The 23,970-nt window shown below is 74.8% G+C and carries 22 protein-coding genes, 2 tRNA genes and 1 pseudogene; 16 read left to right on the forward strand and 9 right to left on the reverse strand.

All coding sequences use genetic code 11. The features are described from left to right. Positions 1 to 76: 76 nt before the first annotated feature. A complete protein-coding gene (gene xylA, locus ABZ493_RS20120) occupies positions 77 to 1,243 on the reverse strand; it encodes a xylose isomerase (protein ID WP_430583902.1) in 1,167 nt (388 codons plus the stop codon). A gap of 67 nt (positions 1,244 to 1,310) precedes the next feature. Between xylA and ABZ493_RS20125 the strand changes: the two genes are divergently transcribed. From ABZ493_RS20125 to ABZ493_RS20160, 8 genes are all read left to right on the forward strand, one after another. Then, a complete protein-coding gene (locus ABZ493_RS20125) occupies positions 1,311 to 2,540 on the forward strand; it encodes an ROK family transcriptional regulator (RefSeq protein ID WP_430583903.1) in 1,230 nt (409 codons plus the stop codon). Positions 2,541 to 2,712: 172 nt separating this feature from the next. After that, positions 2,713 to 2,785: transfer RNA gene (locus ABZ493_RS20130), tRNA-Arg, on the forward strand. Between the two features lie 86 nt (positions 2,786 to 2,871). Continuing rightward, the gene (locus ABZ493_RS20135; RefSeq protein ID WP_430583904.1) at positions 2,872 to 3,399 is read left to right on the forward strand and encodes a DinB family protein; all 528 of its coding nucleotides are present in this window, start codon (positions 2,872 to 2,874) and stop codon (positions 3,397 to 3,399) included. Positions 3,400 to 3,464: 65 nt separating this feature from the next. Next, positions 3,465 to 3,938, forward strand: a complete 474-nt coding sequence (locus ABZ493_RS20140; protein ID WP_430583905.1) for a hypothetical protein — start codon at positions 3,465 to 3,467, stop codon at positions 3,936 to 3,938. Further along, positions 3,935 to 4,384 (forward strand): hypothetical protein, encoded by a 450-nt coding sequence (locus tag ABZ493_RS20145; RefSeq protein WP_430583906.1) that lies wholly within the window; start codon positions 3,935 to 3,937, stop codon positions 4,382 to 4,384. The genes ABZ493_RS20140 and ABZ493_RS20145 overlap by 4 nt, the downstream gene beginning before the upstream one ends. Next, on the forward strand, positions 4,381 to 4,719 hold the full coding sequence (locus tag ABZ493_RS20150; protein WP_430583907.1) for a transcriptional regulator: 339 nt from the start codon (positions 4,381 to 4,383) through the stop codon (positions 4,717 to 4,719). Before ABZ493_RS20145 ends, ABZ493_RS20150 begins: the two co-directional genes overlap by 4 nt. A gap of 488 nt (positions 4,720 to 5,207) precedes the next feature. Further along, positions 5,208 to 9,782 carry a hypothetical protein gene (locus tag ABZ493_RS20155; RefSeq protein WP_430583908.1) on the forward strand — a complete coding sequence of 1,525 codons (4,575 nt, stop codon included), beginning with the start codon at positions 5,208 to 5,210 and terminating at the stop codon, positions 9,780 to 9,782. A gap of 23 nt (positions 9,783 to 9,805) precedes the next feature. Continuing rightward, complete coding sequence (locus tag ABZ493_RS20160; RefSeq protein ID WP_430583909.1) at positions 9,806 to 10,012, forward strand: hypothetical protein; 207 nt, start codon at positions 9,806 to 9,808, stop codon at positions 10,010 to 10,012. A 68-nt stretch (positions 10,013 to 10,080) separates the two neighbouring features. On the opposite strand, the gene mscL is transcribed toward ABZ493_RS20160, so the two are convergent. Together mscL and cpaB are read right to left on the reverse strand one after the other, a co-directional pair. Continuing rightward, positions 10,081 to 10,476 (reverse strand): large conductance mechanosensitive channel protein MscL, encoded by a 396-nt coding sequence (gene mscL, locus ABZ493_RS20165; protein WP_430583910.1) that lies wholly within the window; start codon positions 10,474 to 10,476, stop codon positions 10,081 to 10,083. Between the two features lie 163 nt (positions 10,477 to 10,639). Then, a complete protein-coding gene (gene cpaB / locus ABZ493_RS20170) occupies positions 10,640 to 11,434 on the reverse strand; it encodes a Flp pilus assembly protein CpaB (RefSeq protein WP_430583911.1) in 795 nt (264 codons plus the stop codon). A gap of 145 nt (positions 11,435 to 11,579) precedes the next feature. Here cpaB and ABZ493_RS20175 point away from each other — a divergent pair, with 145 nt between their 5' ends. After that, positions 11,580 to 11,759 carry a hypothetical protein gene (locus ABZ493_RS20175; RefSeq protein ID WP_430583923.1) on the forward strand — a complete coding sequence of 60 codons (180 nt, stop codon included), beginning with the start codon at positions 11,580 to 11,582 and terminating at the stop codon, positions 11,757 to 11,759. 14 nt (positions 11,760 to 11,773) lie between these two features. On the opposite strand, the pseudogene ABZ493_RS20180 reads toward ABZ493_RS20175, so the two are convergent. After that, positions 11,774 to 11,914: pseudogene (locus tag ABZ493_RS20180) on the reverse strand (FmdB family zinc ribbon protein); the annotation flags it as partial. A gap of 103 nt (positions 11,915 to 12,017) precedes the next feature. On the opposite strand from ABZ493_RS20180, the gene ABZ493_RS20185 reads away from it, so the two are divergent. Next, the gene (locus ABZ493_RS20185; protein WP_430583912.1) at positions 12,018 to 14,753 is read left to right on the forward strand and encodes a penicillin acylase family protein; all 2,736 of its coding nucleotides are present in this window, start codon (positions 12,018 to 12,020) and stop codon (positions 14,751 to 14,753) included. A 9-nt stretch (positions 14,754 to 14,762) separates the two neighbouring features. Here ABZ493_RS20185 and ABZ493_RS20190 read toward each other — a convergent pair whose 3' ends face one another. After that, positions 14,763 to 15,425 (reverse strand): 5-formyltetrahydrofolate cyclo-ligase, encoded by a 663-nt coding sequence (locus tag ABZ493_RS20190; RefSeq protein ID WP_430583913.1) that lies wholly within the window; start codon positions 15,423 to 15,425, stop codon positions 14,763 to 14,765. 111 nt (positions 15,426 to 15,536) lie between these two features. On the opposite strand from ABZ493_RS20190, the gene ABZ493_RS20195 reads away from it, so the two are divergent. The 3 genes from ABZ493_RS20195 to ABZ493_RS20205 all read left to right on the forward strand — a co-directional run bounded on the left by ABZ493_RS20195 (position 15,537) and on the right by ABZ493_RS20205 (position 17,754). Next, on the forward strand, positions 15,537 to 16,184 hold the full coding sequence (locus tag ABZ493_RS20195; protein WP_430583914.1) for a GNAT family protein: 648 nt from the start codon (positions 15,537 to 15,539) through the stop codon (positions 16,182 to 16,184). Between the two features lie 97 nt (positions 16,185 to 16,281). Next, positions 16,282 to 17,631 (forward strand): hypothetical protein, encoded by a 1,350-nt coding sequence (locus ABZ493_RS20200; protein ID WP_430583915.1) that lies wholly within the window; start codon positions 16,282 to 16,284, stop codon positions 17,629 to 17,631. Positions 17,632 to 17,681: 50 nt separating this feature from the next. Continuing rightward, positions 17,682 to 17,754, forward strand: a tRNA-Ala gene (locus tag ABZ493_RS20205). A 73-nt stretch (positions 17,755 to 17,827) separates the two neighbouring features. Here the strand turns inward: ABZ493_RS20205 and ABZ493_RS20210 are convergent. From ABZ493_RS20210 to ABZ493_RS20220, 3 genes are all read right to left on the reverse strand, one after another. Further along, complete coding sequence (locus ABZ493_RS20210) at positions 17,828 to 18,469, reverse strand: hypothetical protein (RefSeq protein WP_430583916.1); 642 nt, start codon at positions 18,467 to 18,469, stop codon at positions 17,828 to 17,830. Positions 18,470 to 18,538: 69 nt separating this feature from the next. After that, on the reverse strand, positions 18,539 to 19,081 hold the full coding sequence (locus tag ABZ493_RS20215) for a sugar O-acetyltransferase (protein ID WP_430583917.1): 543 nt from the start codon (positions 19,079 to 19,081) through the stop codon (positions 18,539 to 18,541). Between the two features lie 36 nt (positions 19,082 to 19,117). Then, complete coding sequence (locus ABZ493_RS20220) at positions 19,118 to 19,780, reverse strand: hypothetical protein (RefSeq protein WP_430583918.1); 663 nt, start codon at positions 19,778 to 19,780, stop codon at positions 19,118 to 19,120. Between the two features lie 90 nt (positions 19,781 to 19,870). On the opposite strand from ABZ493_RS20220, the gene ABZ493_RS20225 reads away from it, so the two are divergent. The 3 genes from ABZ493_RS20225 to ABZ493_RS20235 all read left to right on the forward strand — a co-directional run bounded on the left by ABZ493_RS20225 (position 19,871) and on the right by ABZ493_RS20235 (position 23,726). Further along, entirely contained in the window at positions 19,871 to 20,323 is a 453-nt protein-coding gene (locus ABZ493_RS20225) for a MarR family transcriptional regulator (protein WP_430583919.1), read from the forward strand. 103 nt (positions 20,324 to 20,426) lie between these two features. Beyond that, positions 20,427 to 22,133 carry a hypothetical protein gene (locus ABZ493_RS20230; RefSeq protein ID WP_430583920.1) on the forward strand — a complete coding sequence of 569 codons (1,707 nt, stop codon included), beginning with the start codon at positions 20,427 to 20,429 and terminating at the stop codon, positions 22,131 to 22,133. A 141-nt stretch (positions 22,134 to 22,274) separates the two neighbouring features. Next, complete coding sequence (locus ABZ493_RS20235) at positions 22,275 to 23,726, forward strand: family 20 glycosylhydrolase (RefSeq protein WP_430583921.1); 1,452 nt, start codon at positions 22,275 to 22,277, stop codon at positions 23,724 to 23,726. Between the two features lie 76 nt (positions 23,727 to 23,802). Here ABZ493_RS20235 and ABZ493_RS20240 read toward each other — a convergent pair. Continuing rightward, the coding region (locus ABZ493_RS20240; RefSeq protein ID WP_430583922.1) for a Fe-Mn family superoxide dismutase at positions 23,803 to 23,970 on the reverse strand (168 nt) is incomplete at its 5' end.

The following is a 23,970-nucleotide window of genomic DNA, read 5'->3' on the forward strand; positions in this document are numbered from 1 at the left end:
GCGATTTCGGGGACTATTCGCGACCGAATAGTCCCCGAAATCGCGCCCACAACACTGGGGTGGCGGGGGTCGGGCGTCAGCCGATGAGGTGCTGCAGCGCGAGCTGGTGCAGACGCACCAGACCGTAGTCGCGCTCGGCGACGGCGTCGACGTCCACGTCCTCGTCGGCGGAGGTGTCGGCGAGGAACGCGTCGAACGACTCGCCCTCGGCCAGCGTCGACTCGCCCAGCTCGAAGATGCCGGCGTGCTCGAACGCCTTCTGGACCTCCGGGTCCTCGCGGTAGGCCTTGGCCTTGGCGGCGAGCATGCCGTAGGTGGCCATGTTCGCCTTGGCCGACTCCCACACGCCGTCGAGGTACTCGGTGCGGCTCGGCTTGTAGTCGAAGTGGCGGGGGCCCTCGTAGCGCGGGCCGCCGTTGGGGGCGCCGTTCTCGAGCAGGTCGACCGTGAAGAAGGCCGAGAGCAGGTCGCCGTGGCCGAACACCAGGTCCTGGTCGTACTTCGGGCCGTGCTGGCCGTTGAGGTCGATGTGGAACAGCTTGCCGCAGTACAGCGCCAGCGCGATGCCGTGCGTGTAGTTGAGGCCGGCCATCTGCTCGTGGCCCGTCTCCGGGTTGAGGCCCACGATGTCGCCGTTGTCCAGCGTGTTGATCAGCGCGATCGCGTGGCCGATGGTCGGCAGGAAGATGTCGCCGCGGGGCTCGTTCGGCTTCGGCTCCAGGCCGATGCGCAGGTCGTAGCCCTTCTCCTTGATGTAGGCGGCGACGGTGTCGATGCCCTCCGCGTAGCGGGCGTGCGCCGAGATGAGGTCCTTCGAGTTGTCGTACTCGGTGCCCTCGCGGCCGCCCCACATGACGAACGTGGACGCGCCCATCTCGGCGGCGTTGTCGACGCTGCGCAGCACCTTCTTCAGGCCGTAGCGGCGCACGGTGCGGTTGTTCGAGGTGAACGCGCCGTCCTTGAAGATCGGGTGGCTGAAGGTGTTGGTGGTGACCATCTCGCAGACGAGACCGGACTCCTCCGCGGCCTTCTTCACCGAGTCGATGCCGCGCCGGCGCTCGGCCTCGTCCGCGCCGAACGGGAAGACGTCGTTGTCGTGGTACGTGAAGCCCCACGCGCCCAGGTCCGCCAGCTTGCGGATGGACTCCGCCGGGTCGAGGTCGGGGCGGGTCGCGGTGCCGAAGGGGTCGTTCGCCGGCCAGCCGACGGTCCACAGGCCGAACGAGTACTTGATGTCGCTCACGGATCTCTCCTCGTCGAGTTTTGTTGTACGGCTGAACTATTGCGCGTCGCTGGGCTAGAGTCAACACGTGCCAGCCACCTCGACGACGACGCCCGCAGCGGCGCCCCGCATGCCCGACGGCGGGGCCGCGTCGCGCCAGCACACCCTCCGCGAGCGGAACCTGCGCCTCGTCGCCGCGGCCGTGTTCGAGGCCTCCGCACCACCGTCGCGCGCCGACGTCGCCGCCGCCACCGGCCTGACCCGCGCCACGGTCTCGACCCTCGTCGACCGCCTCGTCGCCGGGGGGCTCGTGGCGGAGCTGCCGCCCGTCGCGGCCCAGAAGGCCGGCCGCCCCGCCGTGCCGCTCGTGCCCGCCGGCCGGTCCGTCGTCGGGCTCGGCCTGGAGGTGAACGTCGACTACCTCGGCGCGCGCGCCCTCGATCTCCTGGGCGACGTCGTCGCCGAACGCGTCGTCAGCGGGTCCCTGCACGACTCCGACCCCCGTGAGGTGCTCGCCCGGCTCCGCGCCCTCGCCGTCGAGGTGATCGCCGAGGTCGAGGCCGGTGGCATGCGGGTCGCCGGCGCGCGGCTCGCGCTACCCGGCCTCGTCGACGTGCGCGGCGCGCGGCTGGAGGTGGCGCCCAACCTGGGGTGGTCGTCCGTGGAGCCCGTCCCCGAGCTCGACCTGCGGACCGGTGACGGCGCACCGCTCGACGTCGAGGTGGCGAACGAGGCCAAGCTCGCCGCCCTCGCCGAGCTGGCCGGCGACGTGCCGCCGTCCTTCCTCTACGTCTCCGGCGACGTCGGCGTCGGCGCGGGGATCGTCGTCGACCGGCACCTGTTCCTGGGGGAGCGGGGCTGGAACGGCGAGATCGGGCACGTGGTCGTCGACCCCGCCGGCCCCCGCTGCTCGTGCGGCGCCACCGGGTGCCTCGAGCAATACGCCGGCAAGGAGGTGCTGCTGCGCGGCTCCGGCCTGCCGCCGTCGGCGCCCGTGCACGCGATCGTCGACCTGCTGCGCGCCGGCGACGACGCCGCCCTCGACACCGTCCGCCGCGCCGGCCGGGCGCTCGGCGCTGCGCTCGCCACGTTCGTCAACCTCGTCGACGTCTCCACCATCGTGCTCGGCGGCGCGTACGCCGAGCTGTTCGACTGGGTGGGGCACGTCGTCGGCGGGGTCGTGGAGGAGCGCGCCCTCGCCGCGCCCTTCGCGCCCGTCGACGTGCGGCCCGCCGCCGCCGGCCCGCACGCCGCCCTCACCGGCGGCGCGCGCGAGGTGCTGAGGTCGGTCGTCGCGGACCCGGCGCGCTGGGTCTGACGGTCGGGTCACCCCTGACGCCGGCGGCACCGTCGCGGCGGCAGTTCGCGCTCGCGGCGGCAGTTCGAACTGCCGCCCTCAGCACAAAGTGCCGCCGTGAGTGGCTGACGGTCGTCGGCACTGCGCGAAGCGAGCGCTAGGCTGTGGGTCGCCTTCGTCGTCGAAGGTGCCGGCGCTTGTAGCTCAGTGGATAGAGCAACCCTCTCCTAAAGGGTAGGTCGGAGGTTCGAATCCTCTCAGGCGCACTTTGGTCAAGAATTCGCAATTTATGCAGGTCGACAGCTTGCAAATCTGCGAGGCCTCTGCGGGGGAGCGGGCATAGCCTGGCGTCGTGACCTCCCCCGACGTCGAGCCGCGCCTGGACTCCGCCGACCCGGCGGTGCAGTTCGCCGCGTACCTCGACCACTACCGCGCGGTGGTGGCGCGGAAGCTGGACGGCCTGTCCGACGCTCAGCTGCGCACCAGCCTGCTGCCCTCGGGCTGGACCCCGCTGGAGCTGCTGACGCACCTGGTGCACATGGAGCGCCGGTGGTTCGTCTGGGGGTTCCTGGGCGAGCCGGTCGCCCAGCCGTGGGGTGACAACGCCGACGACGCACCCGACAGCCCCTGGCACGTGCCCGACGACGTGAGCCGCGACGAGCTGGTCGCCGCCCTGTACGCGGGCGGTGAGCAGACGCGCGACGTCCTGGCGGGCCACGGCCTCGACGAGCGGGGCGCCGTCGGCGGGCGTTTCACCGCGGACGACGGCCTGCCGCCCACCCTCCTGTGGATCTGCTTCCACGTGCTACAGGAGTACGCCCGGCACGCGGGGCACCTCGACATCGTGCGGGAGCTGGCAGACGGCGAGACGGGCGAGTAGCAGTCAGTGGCTATGCCTCCGACAACTACTTTCCATCGTGGAAAGTAGTTGCTAGCCTCGTATGCATGACCGACCCAGCGCCCCGCCCCGCCGAGGCCGCCGCCCTGCTCGAGCAGGCCGAACGAGTCACCGTCGTCGAGCGCGCGGACCGCACGGTGTGGACGCTGTTCGCCGTCGCCGTCGGGGTGCTCTGGGGAGGGTTCTCCGCCGCTCGCTGGGCCGTCCCCGACTCGATACCGACGCCGGTGCGCATCGTCGTCCCGCTCGTCGTGTTCGTCGGGCTCGTGGTGTTGCTGTGGCGGCTGGTCGACGCCCGGACCGGCGCCATTCCGCGCCTCGGATGGATGACGCGCCTGTGGCCCGGGCCGTTGCCGATGGTGATGTACGTGCTCACCGACCAGGTCGTCCGCCGCGCCGGGCTCGACCCGGCTGATCCGGCCGTGCTGGGCTGCTGCGCGCTGCTGGTGGCGCTGCCCTGTCTGGCGGCGGCTCATCGCATCTGGTGGGACTCCTGGATCCCGGGGAGGGGCGACCGATGAGCGGCCCGACCCCGCACGAGGCGCGGCAGCTCCTGGAGCGCGCGGGCGCCGTCGGCCTGGAGGACGACGGCGCACGGCGGGTGCATGCCCGCGTCGCGGTCGGGTACGGGGTCGTGCTCGGCGTCTTCGGCGCCGTCGCCTGGTCGGTCGACGACACCCGCTGGGGCGGCGTCGTCACGTTCGCCGTCCAGCTCGGGTACCTCGTCGCGATCGTGGCTCTCGCCCGGCACCGGGAGCGCGCGGCCCGGACGGTGCCGCGTCGTGCGCGGCGCATCGCCGTCGTCGGGGTGCTCGGCTCGGGGGTGCCGCTCCTGACGCTGCTGTGGTTCGTCTTTCTCGGCGACCCGCCCGCGCCCTCCCCGCTCCTCGCGACGGTCGCGGGACTGGTGATCGCCGCCCCCGCCGTCGTCGCCGGGGCACGGATCCGGACGGGGCCGGTCCGATGAGCGACGGCGGCGGCCAGGAGCACCCTCGCCACCGACTCGACGACGTGATCCACGCACCGGTCCGGTTCAGCATCGTGGCGGCGCTCGCGAGCGTGGACGAGGCGGTGTTCGGGGTGGTCCGCGACGGCGTCGGCATCAGCGACTCCGTCCTGTCGAAGCAGGTGTCCGTGCTCGAGCAGGCGGGTTACGTCGCCGTCCGCAAGGGCGCCGTGGGCCGCAGGCCTCGCACCTGGCTGCGCCTGACCCCGAAGGGACGCCGGGCGTTCCGGGACCACCTGGACGCGCTGCGCGACATCGCCGCGACGGGGATCGACGACAGCGCGACCGAGGAGTAGTCGAACTACCTCGCCGGGATCTGAACTACCTCGCGCAGTCCGGAACTACCTCGCGCAGTCCGGAACTACCTCGCGCAGTCCGGAACTACCTCGCGCAGTCCGGAACTACCTCGCGCAGTCCGGAACTACCTGGCGCAGTCCGGAACTACCTCGTGGTCAGTCGGCCTTCGTGGGCCCGGGCGCGCTCAGGCCTCTGAGCTTCCTCAGACCGCTTGCAAGGTTTGCCCCCCGTGCCTTATTGACGGCGTCACGCGCGGGCGGCACACTCTCGTTGACGGCGCGCATCGCCCGCCCCCTGCGCGGTGCGCGCTGTCCCTTGCCGGGCCGAGCCCGGCCCGACGCCCCTTCGGACCCCCCGCCGAGGGGGCGTCTATGCGCTCTCGTCCTCCACGCACCTCCCTGCCCGGCCCGGGCGCGGGAGCGCGTGCTCCGGCGGTTCCTCGGCGCGCCGACGCCGGCGCGGCGGCCGCCCGTTCTACCGTGCTGGCGTGAGAGCCGCCCGACGATCCACCGCCACGACCGCGGTCGACCCCTCTGCCGGGGCACCCGCCGCGCCGGACCCGTCCCTCCGGACGGGCTCGGACGGCGGCCCGGCGGCGGGACCCGACGCCTCCGAACCGTCCTCCGCCGCGCACGACGCCGGCGCCCGCCAGGACCCGAGACCGGCGGGGAGGTCCGGCGGCGACGGCCGGCGGGAGAGCGCGTCGTCCGCCGCGGCGTCGTCGGTCGAGTCGGCGACCCGCCGCTGGCGCGCCTCGCTGGTGGAGATGGTGGGTGGCTCGTCCCTGTCCGACGTCGGCCTGCTCGGTGAGGCGATCGTCGACCTGTCCAAGGCGCACCCGAACGGGGTGGCCGGCCTCTTCGCCGGCCGTCCCACCCGCCTGTCCAACCTGGTCCGCGAGGGCGAAGCGCTGCCCGCCGCCCGGCGGCGCGCCCGCGCGGTCGCGGCCCGCGCCGCGGAGCACGCGTCCCGGTACGGCGTCGCGCCCACGTACCTCGCGATCGGCGTCGCGACCTGGACGGAGCACGACGACGGTCCGGAGGTCCCGTTCGGCGGCGGCGGACCGCAGCGGCACGACGTCGCCGCGCTCGCCCGGGTCGCGTCCTCGGGCACGACGGCGACGGGCGCTCCGGGCGCGGACGGCGCCACGGTCGACGAGCCGGAGGACGGCGCCGCCGACCTCGACGGTTCGCCGTCGGACCTCGACGGTTCGCCGTCGGACGGTGCGACGGACGCCCACGCCTCTGCAGAGGGGCGCGCGACGGCCGACGACCAGGACGCCGAGGGGCCGGCGCTGACGACGTCGATCCCCGTGGTGTCGATGGCGGCCCGCGAGCCGGCCGCCGCGCCGCGGGCGACGCCGTCGGACCCCGACGCCGCGCAGCCCGCCGGCCGCGTGGTGCACGCGCCGGTCGTGCTCCGCCCGGTGACGCTCACCCCGCGCGGGGACGGCGGCGCCGACTACGACCTCACGCTGGAGCCGACGGTCGAGATCAACCCCGTCGTGGCGCGCACGCTGCGCGCGCACGGGGCGCTGCTCGACCCGGCGGCGCTGGCCAAGGCGACGTTCACGCTCGCCGGCTTCGACCCGACCGACGTGCTGGCGCGCGTGGCGGCGCTCGGCGAGGCCGTGCTGGACGACTTCCAGCTCGACCGCCGCGTGCTCGTCGGGACGTTCGTGCACCCGGGCCAGGCGCTGGTCGACGACCTCGACCAGCTGGCGCCCTCGCTGCACCGGCACGAGGTGGTCGCAGCGCTCGCCGGGGTGGACGACGCGGCGCAGCGGCTGTCCGCGCTCGAGCTCCCGGCCCCGCGCCGGGGAGACGCGGACCCGACGCGCGAGCGCGGCGTGGGCGACCTCGACCCGCAGCAGCGATCCGTGCTGGACGCGCTGGCCACGGGCGGGCACCTGTTCGTCGACGCGCCGGTCGGCGCGGACGTGGCGGGCACCCTCGCCGCAGTCGTCGGCGAGGCGACCGCCGCGGGCCGCTCCGTGCTGTACGTGACGGGGCACCGCCGCGCCGCGGACCGGCTGGCGCTGCGGCTGGAGTCCCTCGGCCTGGAGAGCCTCCTGCTCGACGTGCCACCGCACCCGACGTGGCGCGAGGACGTGACCCGGCGGTTGCTGTCCGCGATGGCCAGCGAGCCCGAGCAGGTGGACGTCGATGGCGCCGCGCGCGTGCGCGACGCGCTCATCGGCACCCGCGCGCAGCTCACGGGCTACATCGAGGCGCTGCACCAGCCTCGCTCGCCGTGGCAGGTGTCCGCGTACGACGCGCTGCAGGCGCTCGCGCGCCTCACCGCCGAGCGGCCCGCGCCATCGACCACCGTGCGCCTCGCCTCGGAGTCTGTGCTCGCGCTGACGCCGGAGCGGCGCCGCGAGATCGCGGGTGGCCTGGAGCGTGCCGCCGCGCTGGGTGCGTTCACGCTGCGCCCGTCGTCCACGCCCTGGTACGGGGCGCAGCTGCTCACGGACGACGACGCGCGGCAGGCGCTGGTGCGGGTCGAACGGCTGCGCGACGTCACCGTGCCGCAGCTGCGCCGCCAGCTCGCGTACACGGGCGAGGTCACCGGACTGACGACGCCGACGACGGTGCGCGGCTGGGGCGAGCAGCTCGCGATGCTCGGCGGGATGCGCAGCACGCTCGACCTGTTCCACCCGATGGTCTTCGAGCGGACGGCCGCCGACCTCGTGCAGGCGACGGCGTCGCGGCGCTGGCGGGCCGAGCACGGCATCGAGATGGGCTGGTTCGCCCGCCGTCGGCTGCGCAAGCGCGCCAAGGACATGGTGCGACCGGGCGTGCGGGTGCCGAACCTGCACGAGGCGCTGGTCCAGGTGCAGGAGCAGCGCGACGTCTGGGCGGAGCACGCCCAGCGGGGCGGGTGGCCCACGCTCCCCGAGGGCCTCGCCTCCATCGAGGACACCTACGAGGCCGTGCGCATCGACCTCGAGGCGCTCGAACCCGTGCTGGCGCCCACCACCCTGGGTGGCCACCTGCTGGACCTCGACCTCGACGGCCTCACCGAGCGGCTGCAGCGGCTCGCCGGGGACTCGGACGCCCTGACGGTGCTGCCGGAGCGCACCAGCCTGCTGCGCGCGGCGCGGTCCGCGGGCGTGGGCGACCTGGTGGACGACCTCATCGACCGGCGCGTGCCCGGCGACCTCGTCGCCGCGGAGCTCGAGCTCGCCTGGTGGTCGTCCGTCTTCGAGCAGCTGCTCACCGCCGACCCGGTGCTCGCCGGGCAGGACGGCGTCGGTCTCGACGCGCTCGCCCGGCGCTTCCGCGAGCTCGACCGCGCGCACCTCGCCGCCCTCTCTCAGCCGGTACGCGTCGCCGCGCGGGCGCACCTCGGGTCCGCGATGCGGGAGGACCGGGACTCGGCGGAGGCCCTGTTCACCGAGCTCATCGAGGGCCGACTGACGACGCTGCGCGACCTGGCGGAACGGCACGGCGACATCCTGCGCCGCCTCCGCCCCGCGCTGGTCGCCACGCCCACGCTGGTGCCGCACCTGCTGCCGGAGCACCGCACCGCCGACGTCGTGATCCTCGACGCGGTGCAGCACGTGCCCACCGAGGTCGTGGTGCCGGCCCTCGCCCGCGGGCGGCAGGTCGTCGTGGTGGGCGACCCGCGGTCGGCGTCCGGCTCCAGCGTGCACGAGCTCTCCGCGCTGCTGCCCTCGGTGACGCTGCAGCCGCACGAGCACAGCCGCGACCCGGAGCTGACCCGCCTGCTCGCCGCGCACGGGTACGACGGACTGCTGCGTCCGGCGCCCCTGCCGCGCGCCGAGCCGCTGGTGCACCTGGACGTCGTGGAGGGCACCGGGATGCCCGACCCGGTCTCCGGCAGCGTCGAGAGCACGCAGGCCGAGGTGGACCGCGTCGTCGAGGTGTCGATCGAGCACGCCCTGACCCGCCCCGAGGAGACGTTCGCGATCGTCACGGTGACGGCCGCGCACGCCGACCGGGTGCGCGAGGCGCTCCTGGCCGAGGTGCGGGCCAACCCCGCGCTGGCGCCGTTCTTCTCCGGCTCGCGGCCCGAGCCCGTCGTCGTCGCGGACATCACCGGCGTGGCCGGGCTGTCGCGCGACACGGTGCTGCTGTCGGTCGGCTTCGGCCGGACGCCGCACGGCCGCGTGCTGCACCGCTTCGGCGTGCTCGGGGAGGCCGGGGGAGAGGCCATGCTGGTGGGCGCCCTGGCCGCCACCCGCAAGCGGCTGCACGTCGTGTCCTGCTTCACGGCCGACGCGCTCGACCCCGAGCGGCTGCGCAGCGCCGGCCCGCGCCTGCTCGTCGAGACCCTGGAGCTGGCCGAGCGCCGGTCCGACGTCGCGGACCAGGTGCGGCTCGGTAACGGCGTCGACGTCGGCCGCGCGCCCGACCGCCTGCTGGTCGACCTCGGCGAGCGGCTCTGGAAGCTCGGCTACCTCGTCGAGACCGACTACGGCGCCTCCGACGGCGACCGCATCCCGCTGGTCGTGGGGCACCCCGACCTGCCGGGCGAGCTGCTCGTCGCCGTGCTCACCGACGACGCCGCGTACGTCGCGGAGCCGTCCGTGCGCGTGCGCGACCGGCAGCTCGCGGAGCGGCTGGAGCGCCTGGGGTGGGTCGTGACGCAGGTGTGGTCCGCCGCCGCGTTCCTCGACCCCGACGGCGAGGCCGACCGCGTGCGCCGGCTCGTGCAGCGCGTGCGCGACGAGCGGATCGGCACCGCCGGGGGTGTGGTCCCCCCGCGGGAGGTCGTGGTGCCGGTGCTGCCGGACGAGGACGAGCCGCCCGCCGACCTCGGAGTGGCCCCCGACGTCGAGGTCGCTGTCGAGGACCTGGTCGATCCAGCCGACGCCGAGGTGGTTCCGGACGCTGCCGAGGCAGTTCCGGAGGGTGCTGAGGGAGTTCCGGACGACGTCGAGGGAGTACCGGGCGACGCCGAGGTAGTTCCGGAGGGTGCCGAGGTAGACGTTGCCGACGGTGTCACGAGCGGCGATGCCGATGCAGCGGCGGGCCGTGACGGCGAGGAGGCGACGGGCGACGACGAGTCGCCGGAGGCTCGGCCCGAGGCCTGACCGTGGTGTCGGACAATGGTCGGGTGAGCGAATCCTCCGACCGGGCCCGCCCCGAGCCCGGCGCGACGGCGGGCGACGCGACCTCGCGCAAGCAGGCGCGACGCCGCGTGGTCCGCCAGGGCACCGAACGCGAGACGGTGCTGGGCGAGACCGCCGACGATCGCGGCGGTCATGCCGACAACGACGACCGGCTGCTGCGCGACGTGCCGCCGCACTGGGGTCGACGCTGACGACGCCGCCGGTCGGTCCGGGACTCTCGGTCTCGGCGGGCTCGGCCGGCGGCGTCGGTGCTCGCGGTTCAGTACTGCGAGCGGCCGGACTGCGCGGCGAGCAGGTCGCGGATCTCCTGCAGCAGGACCGTGTCCTGCGCCAGCGGCTCCGGCTCCTCCTCCTGGCCGCGCGCGCGGCGCTCGGCCAGCTTGTTCAGCGGCATGACGATCGCGAAGTAGAGCGCGGCCGCGATGATGAGGAAGTTGAGGACGGCGTCCAGGAAGCCGCCGATCGACACCACCGACGCAGGGATGTCGCCGTGTTCCGGGCGCAGCGTGATGTCCCAGAGATTGGTCAGGTCGGGCTTGCCGAAGATGGCGCCGATGATCGGGTTGAGGATGTTGTCGACCATCGCCGTGACGACGGCGGTGAACGCGCCGCCGATGATGATGCCGACGGCGAGGTCGACGACGCTTCCTCGCATGATGAATTCCTTGAACCCTGCGAGCATGCTCTTCACGTGATTCCCCCTGTGGTGCGGCGCGCCCGGGACGAACCGGGCGTGGGCTGACGGTCGCCGATTCTCGCGGGGGAGGCGGCGGGCTGCAACGCCGGGTGCCACCGCGCCGCTGCCGCCCGGCGCGCGGTCACCGCACGAGGACCGCACCGACGGTGCCCCACCCGGACGCGGCGGACAGCCCGGGGGCCTCGTCCTCGGACACCGCCACGAGCGTGACGTCCGCGCCCTGCGACGTGCCGGTGGCGCCGGCCAGCAGGCCGCCGCCCCCGGCGGGTTCGGCGGAGTCCGGCCGCGGCAGGACGAGCGCACGTCGGGCGAGGTACGCGTCGTCCTCTCGGTCGGAGTCGCTCGAGCCCTCCGCGCCGTCGCCGGCGGCGGGGCGCGCGGCGTCGCCGGTCACCACCAGGTCCACGCGGTCGCCCGGTCGCAGCCACCCGGCCGCGGTGTCCTCCAGGCGCACGGGCACCACCACCGTTCCCTTCGGGGCCTGCGCGACCACGCCGCCGCCAGGCAGCAGCGCGGGATGGAGGGGGAGCCCGGCGGGCAGCGTGGTCACCGGAGAGCGCCCGACGAGGTCGTCGGGGTCCGTGACGGCGCCGTCGGGGACGAGGGCCGCGGCCACGGCGACGGTGGTGAGGTCGTCGGCGGCGACGGGCTCGCCCGCGGCGAGCGGGTGGGCGGGGACCACGACGGCCACGGAAGGCGGCGGGGCCGGCCGCACCGCCTGCACGACGGCGACGGCCGCGAGGCCGCAGCAGACGGCGGCGAGCACGAAACGCACCCGCCAGAGCACGGACCGCAGCCGGCGCGCGACCCGGCGTCGTCCGGCCGGGCCGCCGGGCTCGGGCGGGCGCGACGTCCCGGCCGGCGGGTCCGGGGCGCGGCGGGCGGCGGATCGGGGGAGCGTGTCGGGCAGCGGCATGCGGGCGACGCTAGGCCGCTCGGGCTCCGTGCGTCGGAGCGGTGCGCGAGGCTGTGGACAGCGCCGGCCTGGGGGCAGCGTCCGTGGCCGGGACCGCCGCGGCGGCGTCGTCGACGCGCCGCCGGACGGTCAGGAGGCGGCGGCCTTGGACGAGCTCGACGACGAGCTCGACGACCCGGACGACGACGTGCTCGACGAGCCGGTCGAGGACGAGCCGCTCGAGGAGTCCTTGCTCGACGAGCTCGATGAACCGGACGAGCTGCTCGACGACGTCGACGACGAGCCGGAGCTCTTGCCCGAGCCGGAGCGCGAGTCGGTGCGGTAGAAGCCCGAGCCCTTGAACGTCACGCCCACGGAGCCGTACTGCTTGCGCAGCGTGCCGCCGCACTCGGGGCAGACGGTCAGCGAGTCGTCCGTGAACGACTGGTGGACGTCGAAGGCGTGGCCGCAGTCGGCACACCGGTATGCGTAGGTGGGCACGTGATCTCCTCGTGGCGGACGCCGGCACCCGCCGAGAGGGGCGCGATGCTGGCACTCAGGTGATGCGAGTGCCAATCATACGCCGGACGGTAGTCTCGCCTGCGTGTCAGCGACCGTCACCCCTGCAGAACCCGGAAACCCGTCCGAGCCCGACCCCTCCCAGGACGTGACGGAGACCGAGGAGGCACCCCGCCGGCGCTCGCGGCTCCGCAGCGCCGTCGTCGGCGTCGCGGTCGTCGTGGTGCTGGCCCTCGTGGCCGGGACCGTCTTCGCCGTCGTCACGCTGCGCCGTCCGCTGCCGGACCACAAGGGATCGCAGCAGGTGCCGGGCCTCAGCTCCGCCGTCGAGGTGCGTCGTGATGCCCAGGACGTGCCGCAGGTCTACGCGGACACGCCGGAGGACCTGTTCCGCGCTCAGGGGTACCTGCAGGCGCAGGACCGCTTCTTCGAGATGGACTACCGCCGCCACGTGACGTCCGGCCGGCTCGCCGAGCTGGTCGGCGACGTCCCGGCGGCGATCGACGCGGACAAGGTGACCCGCACCTTCGGATGGCGGCAGGTGGCCGAGGAGGAGTGGCACGTCATCTCGGACGAGTCGCGCGACTACCTGCAGGCCTACGCGCAGGGCGTGAACGCCTACCTCGAGAGCCGCGACCCGGAGGAGCTCGGCGTCGAGTACACCGTGCTGGGGGCGCGCGTGGAGGTCGCGGAGCCGGAGCCGTGGGACCCGGTCGACTCGCTCGCCTGGCTCAAGGCCATGGCCTGGGACCTGCGCGGCAACTACGACAGCGAGCTGGACCGTGCCCTGGCGTACAGCACCCTCGGCGAGACGGACCTGGTCGACGAGCTCTTCCCGGCGTACGACGAGAGCGGCAACCGGCCGGTGCTGCGGGGCCGCGACCTGGACAACGAACGCTCGGCACCCGCGTCGGACACGGGCGCGGACGGCGACACGGGCATCGACGCCACCGACGCCACCGACGCCGAGCTGACGTCGGCCCTCGCGGGTCGCGCGGCGGGGGGCGGCGACGCGGTCGCCGCGCTGGGGGCCGCGATGGAGTCCACGCGGAGCGCGCTCGACGCCGTGCCGGTGCTGGTCGGCCGCGGGGACGCGGCCGGCTCCAACTCGTGGGTCGTGTCGGGGGAGCACACGGAGTCGGGCGAGCCGATGCTCGCGAACGACCCGCACCTCGCGCTGTCCGCGCCGGGGATCTGGGCCCAGGTGGGACTGCACTGCAACGAGGTCTCGGCCGAGTGCCCGTTCGACGTCGCCGGCTTCTCCTTCGCGGGCTTCCCGGGCGTCGTCATCGGGCACAACGGCGACCTCGCGTGGGGCCTGACCAACATGGGCGCCGACGTCACCGACTTCTTCATCGAGCGGGTGCGCGGCGACACGTGGCTGAAGGACGCCGGCGCGGAGCAGTGGGAGCAGCTCGACACGCGCCAGGAGACGATCCGGGTCGCGGGCGGCACTCCCGTCGACCTCACGGTCCGCAGCACCGAGCACGGGCCGATCGTCTCGGACGTGCTCGACGTCGGCGACGTCGTGGGCTCGCCCACCTCGGAGGGCACGGAGTTCGGTGAGTACGCCGTCGCCCTGCGGTGGACGGCGCTGCAGCCCGGTCGGACGGCGGACGCCGTCTTCGCCTTCGACACGGCGAAGGACGCCGACGACGTGCGCGCCGCCGCGGCGCTGTTCGAGGTGCCGGCGCAGAGCATCGTGTTCGCCACGACGGACGGGCACATCGGGTACCAGGCGCCCGGCCGGATCCCGGTGCGATCGAAGGTCAAGGGTCCCGTGCCGTCCGACGGCACCTGGCCGCGCCCGGGCTGGGACCCCCGCTACGACTGGCAGGGCTGGGTGGACGCCGACGACATGCCGCGCGCCCTCGACCCGGAGGAGGGCTTCGTCGTGGCGGCCAACCAGGCCGTGCTCCGCGACGGGTCACAGCCCTACCTCGCGGACGACTGGGACTACGGGTACCGCTCGGAGCGCATCCGCACCCTGCTCTCGGAGCAGATCGCGGCCGGCCGCCCGTTCACGGCGCAGGACATGAACCGCATCCAGAACGACGACTGGTCGGCGTTCGCCCAGGCCCTGGTGCCCACGCTGCTCGACATCGACCTCGACGACTCGTACGTCGCGGCCGGTCAGGAGCTGCTCGCCGACTGGGACTACCGGATGGACGCGGACTCGCCGGCGGCCGCCTACTTCGCGGCGGTGTGGCGCAACCTCCTGCAGGAGGCGTTCTGGGACGACCTGCCCCCGAGCATGCGCCCCGACGGCGGGTCGCAGTGGCTGCTCGTGGTGACGTCGATGCTCGACCGGTCCGAGGACGCGTTCTGGGACGACCGCACGACGGCGAACGTCGTCGAGTCGCGCGACGAGATCCTCACGCGGGCTCTGACCAGTGCGCGCCGTGACCTCACGGTCGAGCTGTCGAAGGACCCGGCCGACTGGGAGTGGGGCACGCTGCACACGCTGCAGCTCGAGCACCCGGTGATCGGTGGTCCGGAGGTGCCCGGGCTGGTGCGCGACCTCGTCAACCCCGGCCCGGTGCGGATGCCCGGCGGCTCGTCCATCGTCAACGCGACGGGGTGGGACGCCGGCACCGGGAGCTTTGCCGTGACGACCGGTCCGTCCATGCGGATGGTGGTGGACCTGGCCGACCTGGACGCGTCGACCTGGGTGACGGTCACCGGTGTGTCCGGCCACCCGGCGTCGTCGCACTACGACGACCAGCTCGACGACTGGGCCGCGGGGAAGACGTTCGCGTGGCCGTTCACCCGCGAGGCGGTCGAGGAGGCGGCGACGACGCGCGCGACGCTCGTGCCCTGACGCCGCGAGCTACCTCGCGGAATCGGGGAGCTCCCGCCAGCCGTCGGGGGTGACGACGGCGTGCACTGGCACGTCGTGCCCCTCGGCGGGCAGCGGGTGGGTGGTGGCGTCGTAGAGCTCTTCGGGAAAGACGAGCGCGACGACGGGCACGCCCGGGCGCCGGATCTTCAGCAGCCGGTCGTACCAGCCTCCGCCCTGGCCGAGGCGGACGCCGCGGTCGTCGACGGCGAGGGCCGGCGCGACGACGACGTCGGCCTCGGTGATGGCCTCGGCGCCGAGCGTGGGTCCGCTCGGCTCGGGTGGCCGGCCCGGGGCGCGCTCGAGCAGGTCGTCGGGCCCGGCGTACTCGGCCCAGTCCCGGGCCAGGCCCGCGCCGAGCACGGGCAGCAGCACCCGGGCGCCGCGTGCCGCGAGCTGCTCCAGGAGGACGTGAGTGCCCGGCTCGGTGGGGCGGGAGACGTAGGTCGCGACGACCTTCGCGTCGCGGACGGCGGGCACCGTGGCGAGCACCTCGGCGAAGGCGTGCGCGGCCTCGTCGCGCAGGCGCGGGGAGCGCTCGGCGCGGTGCGCGCGGATGGCCCGGCGGAGCTCCTCCTTGGCGTCCGCGGCCTCCATCCCGGCGACGACGGGGTAGGGCTGGTGTGCTCTCGATCCGTTGCGGTCGCCGTGCATGGGGTCATTGTGGCAGGGTCCCGTCCGGGAAGTTCCCGGCGCGCGCCGGAGACGCCGAGAACGGCTCCGCCATCGGGCAGGGGCGTGAGCGTCGGGACGGAACGAGGTGGCATGACGCACAAGCTCGCCCGGGGATGGGTCGTGTCCCGGCCGTGGCCGGTGACGCTGCGCGAGGACGGGCCCTCGGGCACGGTCGTGCTGCGCCCGCTGCGCCGCAAGGACGGACCCGAGTGGCTGCGCCTGCGGTCGACGAACGCGAGCTGGCTCGAGCCGTGGGAGGCGACGTCCCCGGGGGAGCGGCCCGCCGCGTCGACGTTCGGCGACTACCTGCGGGCGCTGTCCACGCAGGCGCGCGCGGGCACGACGCTGCCGTTCGCCGTCGAGCTCGACGGGGCCCTGGTGGGGCAGCTCACCGTGTCCCAGATCGTCTACGGCTCGCTGTGCTCCGCGAGCATCGGGTACTGGGTGTCGCGCGAGGTCGCGGGCCGCGGCGTCATCCCGACGTCGGTCGCGATGGCGGGGGACTACTGCCTTGCCGTGCTGGGGTTGCACCGCATCGAGATCAACATCCGCCCGGAGAACGGCCCGAGCCTGCGGGTGGTGGAGAAGCTCGGGTTCCGCGACGAGGGCCTGCGTGAGCGCTACCTGCACATCCAGGGACACTGGCGCGACCACCGCACCTTCGCGCTCACCACCGAGGACGTGCCCGAGGGCCTCCTGGCCCGCTGGCAGCGGGTGCGCGACGGCGACGGCGCCTGACCCGGGCTGGCCCCGAACGCTGTGAGCGCGGGCCCGACCACGGACACGCCGCGGCGGCGTGCGTCCGCGGCGTCGTCGCGTCCCCTACCGTCGTGACGTGGAAACGTCGGCGGCAGGACTCGCGGTGCTCGCGCTGTTCGTCCTGTGGCTGGGCTTCTGGGTGCCGCACCGGCTGCGGCACCGCCAGCAGCTGCTGGACGCGCGGGTGGACGACAGGTTCTCCGGCGGCCTCCGGGTGCTGGCGGTGGCGGGCGCGGGCGGCACGCGCGGGGTGACGACCCCGACCGGCGGTGCGACGCCGCTGCTGGTGCCGGGCACGTCGTCGGAGGGCGGACGAGGGGAGCGACCGATGGGTCTGGACGACGACGGGGGCGCGTCGCGTGCCCTGACGGCCCCGCGCGCCACGGGGCAGCCCGACCGGCCCCACGAGTCCCGCCTCGCCCTGCTCGAGCAGCGCGCCGCGCGGGCGCGCCGCCGCCTCCTGCTGACCGTCCTGCTGGTGCTCCTCACGATCGGCGGCTGGGTCGTCGTCGGGCTCGGCCTGGCCGGCTGGTACGCCGGGGCCGCGCCCACCGCGATGCTGCTGGCCGTGCTGGTGCTGGGCCGCGTCGCGGTGCTGCAGGCCCGGCGTGCCGACGCGCGCTGGGCCGCGGAACGCAAGGCGGCCCGGCGACAGGCGACCGAGGCGCGCGCCCTCGCCAACGGTGGACCGCACGCGCCGCGCAACCGCCCCCGGGTGACCGGCCACGCGGTGCGCCCGTCGGCGACCCACACGCAGCTGATCCCGCGGGTGTCGGTGTCAGGCCAGCCCGCGGCCCGCACCTCCCCACGGGTCACGCGCCGCGCCGAGCCCGCCTCGCCCGGGTCCCGCGTGACCGCCCCGGCCGTCGACACCCGCGGCGAGGAGAGCGCGGAGCCCGAGCCGGCCACACGCCGCCGCCCCGCCGAGTCGTCGGAGCGCCTCGTGTTCGACGTCCGCGCCGACGAGCCGGCGGCGACGCCGGAGCCCGTCGTCCTCGTGGACCCGGGGGAGCGCGGCGACGTCGTGCCCGCTGGGCCCCCGCCGGTCGGCTCCGAGCCATGGGAGCCCGTGCCCGTGCCGCTGCCCACCTACGTGACGAAGCCGGCGGCGCCGCGGCGCGAGCCGCATGGTCTCCCCGCGTCCGGGGCTGGTCGTGGGGCCGGGCGTGGAGCCGGCCGGCCGCTGCCGCCGACCGACGCCGCGCGCGGCGCCGCCCTGGCGGCGACGATGCGCGCCACCCTCGGGCCGACCGCGACGCCGGCCGGCGCAGCCGCGCCCGAGCGTGCTCCTGGCACGCTGGACGCGACGCCGCCGTCCGCGGCCGGGCCGTCGGACCTGGCGGTGGGGGACGAGCCGAGGCCGCGCACCGAGACCCTCGGCCTGCCGCTGGACGAGATCCTCGCCCGCCGTCGCGCGGCGGGCTGAGCCGATTTGGTGACTTGCCGTGACGGGGTGCTAATGTTGGCACCGCTCTCGGGGCTATGGCGCAGTTGGTAGCGCGTCTCGTTCGCAATGAGAAGGTCGGGGGTTCGAATCCCCCTAGCTCCACCGAAGGCCGAAGGCCGCCGTACCTGGTGCGGCGGCCTTCGTCGTTCCCGGGCACTTCCGGACGCACCCTGGGTCAGGCCGTGCGCCGCGACAGCAGCGCCGCGACGAGGAAACAGAGCGCACCGACGAGGGTCCCTGCCTGGTCCCACCACGCGCTGAGGTAGGTGCCCGTGGACGGTTCCACGTACGCCCCGACGGCGGAGGCGGCGAACGCGACCGAGCCGACGGCGTTGAGCCAGGTGCCGTGCCAGGTCCGGGCGTCGAGGTCCCACAGGTGTCCCCGGTCGCGGGTCGCGACGATCGCGAACGCGGACGAGACGAGGAACGCGACCGAGCCGTACGCGTCGGGCTTCCAGCCCGCGCCGAGCCGAGCGGGGTCGTCGAGCGCGGCCGCCAGGGCGACGACCGTGCTCACGTTGAAGCACAGGGTGCCGGCGAGCTGGACCGCGGCGGCCCACCAGTCCCACCGGTCGGCGGGGTGCGTGCCGGCCCGCGGCGGGCGGCGGCCGCTGAGGCTCAGCTGGACGAACGCCGCGGCCGTGAAGAACACCGACCCGACGACGAACGTGACACCCGCCCCGACCGCGCCCACGGCGTCGGCGTACGGCGGCAGCGCCCCGACCAGGAAGCACAGCGACCCGACGGCGAAGCCCCACGCCTCGCGGCGCAGGCGGCGTCGCGAGGTGCTGGCGACGTCCCGACCTGCCGCGGACACCTCTGCAGCGTAGGAACGGGTGGCGGAGGGCCTCAACCGTCGGGCCGCATTTCACCCCGGGCCCACGGTTCACCAGCTGCGGTGCACCGTCGCCTTGCCGCCGGTGACGAGGCTGCGCGGCGGGACGTCGTCGGCGACGACGGACCCGGCGGCGATCACCGAGTCACGGCCGATGGTGACGCCCGGCAGGACGGTGGCCCCCGCGCCGATCCACACGTTCTCCTCCACGTCGATCGGTCCGCCGGTGAGCCAGACCTTGCGGTCGTCGGTGTCGACCGGGTGGCCCACGGTGATGAACGTGACCCGTGGCGCCACCATGACGCGCTCGGCGAGCCGGATGCCGGCGTAGTCGAGGAACGTGCAGTTCTGGTTGACGAACACCCGCTCGGCGAGGTCGAGGTTCAGCCCGTGGTCCGTGAAGAACGGCGGGTAGATCGTCACGCTCGACGGGAGCGGTCGGCCGAGGATCTGCTCGAACAGGTCGGCCTTGCCCGCCTCGTCGTCGAAGGGCAGCACGTTGAGGCGGGACGTGAGCTCGGTGGCGCGCAGCACCCTCTCGGACATGGCCCGGAACTCCGGGCCGTGGACGCGCAGGAGGAGGTCGCTCGGCATGCCCCGATGGTGCCGGGCGGGTGCGACATCGCCGGTTCACGGCACCCGGGGCGCGGGCTCCTCCCACGGGAGGCGCGTGGCGACCGGTTCAGGCGCCGGCAGCGGCGTCGGAGCGGTGCCGCGAGCGGCCGGTCGCGGTGCGGGGCCGAGCCGCACGACCGTGGTGCGGTCGCCGACGCGGACAGCGGCGAACGCGCCCTGCGCCGGCACGTCGGGCGGCACGGGGATCGTGTGCCGTCCGGCCTGCAGGGTGGTGTCGAGGAGCGCGACGGCGTGGGGGACCGGGTCGGGCGGGACGGGCACGGCCCAGAGCGCCGTGGCCGTGACGTGGGCGGGGGTGGCGAGCGTGACGCGCAGCTCGCGGGCCTCGGCGTCGTGCTCGACGCCGGACGGCGGGCCGCCGAGGAGCTCCTCGACCTGGGCGCTGAGCAGCGGTGCGAGTCCTCCCAGCCCGCTGCGGAGCCGGACGTGGGGATGGCGGCGGAGCAGCTCCGCCTCCAGGTGCTCGCGCAGTGCGGCCGGCACCTGACCGCCGAAGAGCACGAGGTCGAGGTCGCGGGCGTCGTAGTCCTCGAGCACCCGGTCGTACTGGTTGGTCGCGTTCGCCGCGATGCCGCGGGCGCGCAGCATCGAGACGGTCTCGGTGAGGGCCTGCGCGCTGCGGCCCACCACGAGGACCCGGGGCGTCCTGCTGTTCATGGCCGTGCTCCTTTGTTGGGGTTTCCAAGGTTGGCTAGACCAACATACATACAATCGTGGGTTGCGCCAACATTCGGCTAGGCTCGGGGCATGCGTGAGCCGCTCCCTCCCCGCCGCACGCCCGACCGGCAGAAGGACAGGCCGACGTGGTTGCTGGGTCGCGCCGCGGCGCGATCCTCGGCCCTGCTCGCCGGCGCGTTCGCCGAGCAGGGCGACGGTCTGCGCGGCTACCACTACCGGCTCCTGGCCGCGCTCGAGCAGTGGGGCCCCGAGAGCCAGGCCGACCTCGGGCGGGACACCGGCATCGACCGGAGCGACGTGACAGGCGCCCTCCAGGAGCTCGAGGAGCGCGGCCTGGTGCGGCGGGAGGAGGACCGAGCGAACCGGCGCCGCAAGATCGTGTCGATCACGCCGCCCGGCCTCGCTGAGCTCCGGAGGCTCGACGACGTTCTCGACGGGGTGCAGGAGGCGCTCCTCGCGCCCCTCTCCGCCGCGCAGCGGCGGCACTACGCGGAGATCATGGCGCTGCTCGCCGCTCCCTGACGTCGTGGACCGGAGTCGGCTCCGGCGACGTGCGGTCGCGCGCCTGTGACGAGGTCGTGGAAGCCGTCGACCAGCGGTCCGAGGATGCGCAAAGATGAGGGGCGTGCCCCTCCGGAACGTCCGATTCGTCCTGCCCGTCGTCCTGACCGGTGCACTCGCCCTTGCCGGCTGCGCCGCCTCGCCGCCCGGCGAGGCCGCGAGCCCGTCGGCGGGGGCGCCGGCGGTGGCGGTGCGCGACCTGTCCGCGCACACGGTGCTCCTCGACGCCGCCGACCCGGCCGAGCTCGCCCTGACGACGAGCCAGGCGGTGTTCGCGCGCTCGGAGGTCGTGGTGCTCGCGGATGCGGGGGACGCGGGGGCGCGCGAGGCGCTGGCCGCCACGGCGGTGGCCTTGCATGCCCCGGCCCTGCTGGCGGACGGCACCGGGACGGGCGTCGTCGAGGAGCTGGAGCGGCTCGGCGCGCGCGCGGCGGTCGTCATCACGGGCGACGCGCGGGCGGAGGACGCCGCCACGGATGTCGCGGACGGTACGGAGGGCTCCGGCGCTGCCGACGAGGGCGCCGAGGCGGACCCGGGCGAGGCGGCGCGCCAGGCCGCGGACGCCGCGGGCGTGCAGGCGATCACCGTCGGCCCCGACGTCGTGGGCGGGGCGGACGGCGCGGACGCCGGAGCGGGCCCCACGCTCGAGGAGGACGACCTGGAGGACCTGGTCGACGAGCTCGACAGCCTCCTCGGCGGCGCGGGTGCGTCCCCGTCGGCGTCCGGCGGGGCGGAGGGGGAGCCACGCCTGCTGCGGGAGGTGCTCGCGCTCGTCGACCCGCAGGACGGGCAGGAGGCCGCCATCGCGTCGCTGCGCGCGGCGGGCGCCGTCACGACCGAGGTGCCCGACGGCGACCTCGCCTCGCGGCAGGTCGTCGAGACCGTGGACCGGGCGCAGGCGCTGACCGTCGTCGGGGTGGGGCGGTCGTTCGGCGACGCCGGCACCTTCGCCTGGCGGGTCGCGGCCGCGGAACGGGCGGCCCTGCTGCCCACAGGGTCGCAGCACCTGCTGCCGGCGCGGTACGTCGCGGTCGGCGCCTCCGTCTGGGACGACCCCGCGGCCGCCGTCGCGCGGGCCCAGGCCGCGGCTGCCGCGTACGCCCCGACCGACGGCGCCGGAGGTGACGGCCAGGCCGACGGTGACGGCGAAGCCGGCGACGAGGCGGGGACTCCTGTCGTGCCGACGCTGATGCTGCCGGTCAGCGCCACCGCGAGCGGCCCGGGCGACGACGGCGACTGGGTGACCCAGGAGGACCTGGACGCGCTGCGTCCCCTGGTCGCCGCCGCGCGGGACGCCGGGGTGTACGTGCTGCTCGACGTCGGCGCGGGCCCGGGTGCCGTGGTCGAGCAGGTGCGCGCGGCCGAGCCGCTGCTGCGCACGCCCGGGGTGGGCGTCTCGCTGCACCCCGAGTCGCGCGTGGGGGACGGGGTCACCACCACCTCCCACGAGATGACGGCGGCCGAGGTGGACGAGGTGTCCGCCTACCTGGCCGACCTGGTGTCGCGTGAGGGCCTGCCGCCGAGCCTGCTCGTCGTGCACCAGACACGGCCCGAGTCCGTGCCTGACCGGTCGCTGCTGAGCTCGGTGCCGCAGGTGGAGACGCTGGTCCTGGCGGACCGGACCGGCGGACCCACGACCGGCGAGTGGGTGTGGAACCAGGTGAGCACGGGTCTGCCGGACGGCGTGCACCTCGGGTGGTCGGGCCCGGCTGCCGGCGCCGGGGCGCTCGTGCCGACCGCACCGGCGCCGGTGCTGATCGCGGCGTCCTGAGCGAGGGGCCTGAGCGGAGGCGGCGGCGCCGGGGGCCGTCGTTGACAGGGGTTCGACCGATTCGGCAGGATCGCTAACGTAACGTTTCGATCGACCGTCGGCGCCGACCCGTCGACCCGCGCCCCAGGAGACCCGATCACCGTGCTGCCCCTGATTCCCTGGCCTGCCGTCGTCGACGAGCAGGACGCCGCGCCGCTCGTCCTGGACGCCGCCCGCCTCGTTGCGCCGGACGACGCGCTCGCCGCCGTCGCGGCCGAGCAGCTCGAGGCGGCGGGCGTGCGCGTCGTCACCGCGGACGGCGGAGAGCAGGCCACCCCGGTCGTGCTGCGGCTCGACGACGCCGCCGGGCCCGAGGGCTCCGACAACCCCGAGCGCTACACGCTGCGCGTCACGACCGCCGGCGTCGAGGCCACGGCGCCCGAGCCCGTCGGCCTGCTGCACGCGGTGCGCACGCTGCGCCAGCTGGTCCCGGCCGGTGCGGGAGAAGCGCGCGAGGTGCCCGCCGTCGTGGTCCACGATGCGCCCCGGTACCGCTGGCGGGGCCTGTCGTTCGACGTCGTGCGGCACTGGTTCGGGCCCGAGGACATCCGGGCGGTCGTCGACCTGGTCGGCGCCTTCAAGCTGCGGGTGCTGCACCTGCACCTCACCGACGACCAGGGCTGGCGGATCGAGACGCCGTCGCGCCCCGAGCTGGAGAAAGCGTCCGACAGCCAGGTCGGTGGCGGCACGGCCGGCTTCCTCACCGTCGACGACTTCCGCGAGCTCCAGGAGTACGCGGCGACGCGGTTCGTGACGATCGTGCCGGAGTTCGACATGCCGGGGCACATCAACGCGGCCACGCAGGTCTACGGGGCGCTCACCAAGGACGGCCTGGCCACCGAGCCGTACGAGGGGATCGAGGTGGGCTTCTCCCGCCTCTGGTTCGACAACCCCGCCACCGAGCCGTTCCTGCGCGACATCATCGGCGACGTCGCCGGCATGACGGAGGGGGCGTGGGTGCACGTCGGCGGCGACGAGGTGCACACCATGGACGTCGAGGAGTTCGCGAGGTTCGTCGAGCTCGCCGCCCGGATCGTGCGCGAGCACGGCAAGACGCCGATCTTCTGGCAGGAGGGCGCCCGGGGACCCGTGGAGCCCGGCACGCTGCTGCAGTACTGGGAGCCCAAGGGCGAGGAGTTCGCGCGTTTCGTCGCGGCGGCCAAGGCCGGCGCGCGGTTCATCATGTCTCCCGGCAACCACGCCTACCTCGACATGAAGTACACGCCCGAGCACGAGCTCGGCCTGCACTGGGCCGGGTACGTCGAGCTGCGCGACTCCTACGACTGGGAGCCCACCGCCGTCATCGACGGCCTGCCCGCCGACTCCGTCGAGGGCGTCGAGGCCGCCGTCTGGACCGAGACCATCACCACCCGCGACGAGCTGTTCTCCATGCTGCTGCCGCGCCTCGGCGCCGTCGCCGAGGTCGCCTGGACCGCCCCCGAGCGCAAGGACTGGGAGGCGTTCCGCGCCCGCACCGCCGCGCAGGCGCCCGCCTGGCGCGCCGGCGGGTGGGCCTTCCACCCGACCCCGCAGGTCGACTGGCCCACCGCCTGAACGTTGTGAGCGCGATTTCGGGGACTATTCGCGACCGAATAGTCCCCGAAATCGCGCTCACAACGCGGGGGTGTCGTCAGGCCGGGACGATCAGCCCGGCGGTCTGGGTGCGGGCGCGCTGGAGGCGGGCGGCGACGTCCTGCCAGTTCGCGATGTTCCACACGGCCTTGACGTAGTCGGCCTTGACGTTGAGGTAGTCGAGGTAGAAGGCGTGCTCCCACATGTCCAGCATGAACAGCGGGGT

The sequence above is a fragment of the Isoptericola sp. NPDC019482 genome, from assembly GCF_040632295.1.
Lineage (GTDB): Bacteria > Actinomycetota > Actinomycetes > Actinomycetales > Cellulomonadaceae > Isoptericola.